Raw genomic sequence first — 4,375 nt, 5'->3', positions numbered from 1 at the left:
CTGGTTCATCACATTTTCCTCTGTGCGTGAGTAAAATGTGTCAACGCTATTCAGGACGGGTCATCCGGTACAAAAAAGCACCCTGCGGGGTGCTTTTTTATTACCTGCGATTCACCAGACGGGAGAGTCTTTTTCCGGGTGGAACTCCACCAACAACGGATTGTGATCCGACGCGCTGGTCACCAGCACCGACGCCTCCACCACTCCCAGATTGCGGTAAAATACGAAATCCAGTGGACGACCGAAGGCCTTGCGGCGGTGATCGTCGGTGAAGCTCACTTCGCGCAGCGCCATCTCTCCGGCAAAGTCATACAGCGCATTGATGCGCTTGCGGCTCCAGGCGTTGAAATCCCCCGCCATAATCACCGGCCCCCGGTGACTGGCGATCTGTTCGCCTATCGGCCCCAACTGCTTGCTGTAGACGTCGACGCCCAGGCTAAAGTTCACCGCATGAATGTTCACCACCATCAACAGTTCGCCATTGTACAGCGGATAAACGGTGATCAGGGCCGACTTGGACAGCCGCAGCAGCGGCTCTCGCTCGCGCAGCGGGCAGCAGTAAACCGGATGAGCGGCCGCCAGCGTCATCACGCCGGAAGGATGCTGCGGCAGCACAAAGGCCGGAACCTGATCGGCCGCCAGATAGTTGGCGGTAGCGTAGCTCACCAGTTCCGGCGTGGTTTGCGCCTCTTGCAACAACACCAGCTGCGCGTCTTTGCCATGGTTTTTCAGCACCGAAAGCCAGTCGGCTCGCTGCTGTTTGAAAATATTCCACACCATAACGCGCAGAGCGCCGGTCGTCGGCAGCGCCGCCCCTGGCGGCAACGGCTGGTTAACGGCGCCAGGAAAGATTCGCTCAACTGGCTGACCTGCAACATACCTCATTGCATAAGTTCGTTTCGGCACGCGATTCGCCTATTACCCATTAACATGAAAACTGGCGATGAAGACTCGCCAACGATGAATTGATTATACGCCTACCCCGCATAGAGGGCATGGCTTTTGCGGGCATCACCTTTTCAGTTATAGGGGCCACCTGCAGCGATTTCAATCTTCTGACGGTATAGCTGTGTAAAGACAGGGAGTAATAGGTGAAAAATGCGAAAAGGCCCGCAAAATGCGGGCCAGACAACAATGATTTTGTGTATCAAGCCGTTTGCAGCTGAGACTTTTTATCCAGGCGGCCGCTGAGGCTAACCAGCAACAGTGCAACTACCACGATCAGCGCGCCAATCCAGGGGGTCTGCGCCAGCCCCAGTGAAGCGACGGTCTGACCGCCAATCACCGAACCGAGCGCAATACCGATGTTGAACGCCGCGATATTGAGACCGGACGCCACATCTACCGCATTTGGCGTGTATTGCGCGGCTTTCTGCACCACATAGACCTGCAGCCCCGGCACGTTGCCGAAAGCGAACACGCCCATCGCAATCACCGTCAGCAAAGCGGCAATACTGTGGCTGGCGGTAAACTGAAACACCAGTAACAAAACAGCCAGCGCGGCAAAGATAAAGCTCAACGCACGCACCGCCCCATGGCGATCGGCCAGCTTGCCCCCCCAGATGTTACCCACCGCCACCGCGACACCATAAGCCAACAGTATCCAGCTCACGGTCGGAGCAGAGAAGCCCGCCAGTTCCTGCATCATTGGCGCAAGGAAGGTAAAGGTCGTGAAGACCCCACCGTATCCCAATGCGGTAATTGCGTAAATCAGCAGCAGACGAGGATGGGTCAGTACTTTCATCTGTTCCCGCACGCCGGCGCTGCCCTGGTTCTTGATATTGTTCGGCACCAGAATAATGCTGGCCACCGTAGCGACCGCGCCAATCAGAGAAACGGCCAGGAAGGTTTCACGCCAGCCAAACTGCTGGCCGATGAACGTCCCTAACGGTACGCCGGTCACCAGCGCCACCGTCAGGCCGCCAAACATGATGGCGATGGCGGAAGCCGCCTTCTCTTTCGCCACCAGGCTCGTCGCGATAGTGGAGCCGATAGAGAAGAACACGCCGTGCGCCAGGCCGGTCAACAACCGGGCAATCACCAGCGATTCATAGCTGGGTGATTGCCAGGCCAGCAGGTTACCGAGAGTGAACAGTACCATCAGGCCAACCAGCAGCAGCTTGCGCGGTATACGGCTGGTCAGGGCCGTCAGCACCGGCGCGCCAATGGCCACGCCGAGGGCATAGATAGCCACCAGCAATCCAGCGGACGGTACGGTCACCCCAATCTGCTCCGCGATAGTCGGGATCAACCCAACAATCACGAACTCGGTCGTGCCGATAGCAAAAGCGCTGATGGTTAAGGCAAGTAATGCGAGTGGCATTTTTTACTCCGAAATAGCATTCAAGTTGATGACGGCTATTATCTGCCTATGCTTAAATGATAAAAATGCTCAAAATTTCAAATTAACTTTGCTATCGGAGCAAAAATGAAAGCAAACTCAGACGAGCTGATCACCTTTGTCACCGTAGTGGAAAGCGGCAGTTTCAGCCGGGCGGCCGAACGCCTGGAACAAGCGAACTCCGTAGTCAGCCGAACGGTGAAAAAACTGGAAAGCAAGCTGGGTGTAACGTTGCTCAACCGCACCACGCGCCAAATCAGCCTGACTCAGGAAGGGGAGAATTACTTTCGCCAGGTGCAGAAGATACTGAACGACATGGCCGCGGCGGAAAATGCGCTGATGGAAAGCCGCCAGCGTCCGCAAGGCCTGCTTCGCGTCGACGCGGCAACGCCGGTGGTGCTGCACATGCTGACGCCTTTAGTGGCGGAGTTCCGCGAACGTTATCCTGAAATGTCGTTATCGTTGGTGTCTTCGGAAAACTTTATCAACTTGATCGAGCGAAAAGTGGATATCGCAATCCGCGTAGGCGAACTGACCGATTCCACACTGAAAGCGCGCAAACTGATGACCAGCTACCGGCATGTGCTCGCCTCTCCCGCCTATCTGGCTCAACACGGCACGCCGCTAACGGTAGAAGATCTTGAACATCACTGCTGCATCGGCTTCAACGACCTTCCCAGCTTGAACCGCTGGCCACTGGCTTGCTCAGATGGCAGCCAGTTGGAAATCACCCCAGGCTTGACGACCAATAGCGGAGAAACCCAGCGCCATCTCTGTCTGCATGGCAACGGTATCGCCTGCCTGTCGGACTTTATGAGCGACGAAGATATCAAACGTGGAGATTTGGTCCCGATTCTGGTGGAAGCGACACTGCCGGTCGCCATGCCGATCAACGCGGTTTATTACAGCGACAGCGCCGTCAGCAACCGTCTGCGCAGTTTTATTGATTTTGTGAGTGAATACCTGAAACGATAAAAAAGGCGCCCCGATGGACGCCTTATGCTGACTACTGCGAGGAATGATTAATCCCAGTTTGGCGCCAGACCTTCTGGGCTAACCAGACGGCCGTTGCACTCCAGTGCGGCAATCTGCGCCATATCTTCGTCGGTCAGCGTCAGTTGCTGCGCCAACAGGTTGCTCGCCAGGTTTTCACGCTTGGTCGAAGAAGGAATAACCGCATAACCCAGCTTCAATGCCCAAGCCAGGACAACCTGTGCTGGGGTCGCATTGTGACGAGCAGCAATGCTTTTGATCGTTTCGTCCTGCAGCGCTTTGCCGTAGGCCAACGTCATGTAAGAGGTGATGGCGATGTCGTGCTGCTGCGCAAATTCTACCACCTTGCGGTTCTGCAAGAACGGTGACAGCTCGATTTGGTTGGTGGCGATTTCATCGGCGCCAATCGCGTCAATCGCTTGCTGCATCAAGTCGATGGTGAAGTTAGATACGCCGATTTGGCGGGTCAGCCCCAGCTTTTTCGCTTCCAGCAGCTCAGCCATAAATTCGGCAACCGGCACTTCGTCGTTGGGTGACGGCCAGTGGATCAGCGTCAGATCAACGTAGGACGTTTGCAGTTTTTTCAGGCTTTCTTGCAGGCTTGGGATCAGCGCGCCTTTCGCCAGGTTTGCGATCCAAATCTTGGTGGTGATGAACAGGTCTTCACGTTTCACGCCGCTGGCAGCGATAGCCTGGCCAACAGCCGCTTCGTTTTCATAGATCTGTGCAGTATCAATAGTGCGATAGCCCAGCTCGAGTGCGGTGCTGACAGAATCGATAACAACCTGATCCTGAAGGCGGAAAGTACCTAAACCAAATGCAGGGATGCTCATAATGTTTTCTCTCATTAATGGGTAGATGTGGTATGAGGAGGATTATGGCAACTTTTTTAATGATCAAAAACGCCTGGTTCGGCATAAGACTTTTGATCTAAAGGCAACAATATGGGGAGTAAGGCGGTAAGGAAGGACAATTCCGGCCTGAAAATCGCAAAATATAGATATGAAAAAGCCCTGAGTCAGAGACTCAGGGCTTATCAAT

At 54.9% G+C, this 4,375-nt stretch carries 4 protein-coding genes; 1 reads left to right on the top strand and 3 read right to left on the bottom strand.

Annotation, left to right across the window (positions count from 1 at the left end; genetic code table 11):
• Positions 1-111: 111 nt before the first annotated feature.
• Together QMZ29_RS10495 and QMZ29_RS10490 are read right to left on the bottom strand one after the other, a co-directional pair.
• Positions 112-906 (bottom strand): endonuclease/exonuclease/phosphatase family protein, encoded by a 795-nt coding sequence (locus tag QMZ29_RS10495; protein WP_025160092.1) that lies wholly within the window; start codon positions 904-906, stop codon positions 112-114.
• A gap of 241 nt (positions 907-1,147) precedes the next feature.
• Positions 1,148-2,323: an MFS transporter gene (locus QMZ29_RS10490; protein ID WP_261427587.1), complete on the bottom strand. Its 1,176-nt coding sequence runs from the start codon at positions 2,321-2,323 to the stop codon at positions 1,148-1,150.
• Between the two features lie 105 nt (positions 2,324-2,428).
• Here QMZ29_RS10490 and yafC point away from each other — a divergent pair, with 105 nt between their 5' ends.
• The gene (gene yafC / locus QMZ29_RS10485) at positions 2,429-3,316 is read left to right on the top strand and encodes a DNA-binding transcriptional regulator YafC (protein ID WP_261427585.1); all 888 of its coding nucleotides are present in this window, start codon (positions 2,429-2,431) and stop codon (positions 3,314-3,316) included.
• A gap of 47 nt (positions 3,317-3,363) precedes the next feature.
• On the opposite strand, the gene dkgB is transcribed toward yafC, so the two are convergent.
• Complete coding sequence (dkgB, locus tag QMZ29_RS10480) at positions 3,364-4,167, bottom strand: 2,5-didehydrogluconate reductase DkgB (RefSeq protein ID WP_043135486.1); 804 nt, start codon at positions 4,165-4,167, stop codon at positions 3,364-3,366.
• Positions 4,168-4,375 lie beyond the last annotated feature (208 nt).

The organism is Serratia sp. PF-27, from assembly GCF_030053255.1.
In the GTDB taxonomy this organism is placed as follows: domain Bacteria; phylum Pseudomonadota; class Gammaproteobacteria; order Enterobacterales; family Enterobacteriaceae; genus Serratia; species Serratia bockelmannii.
The sequence above is the reverse complement of the archived record's forward strand: the minus strand, read 5'-3'. Positions and strand labels throughout refer to the sequence as shown.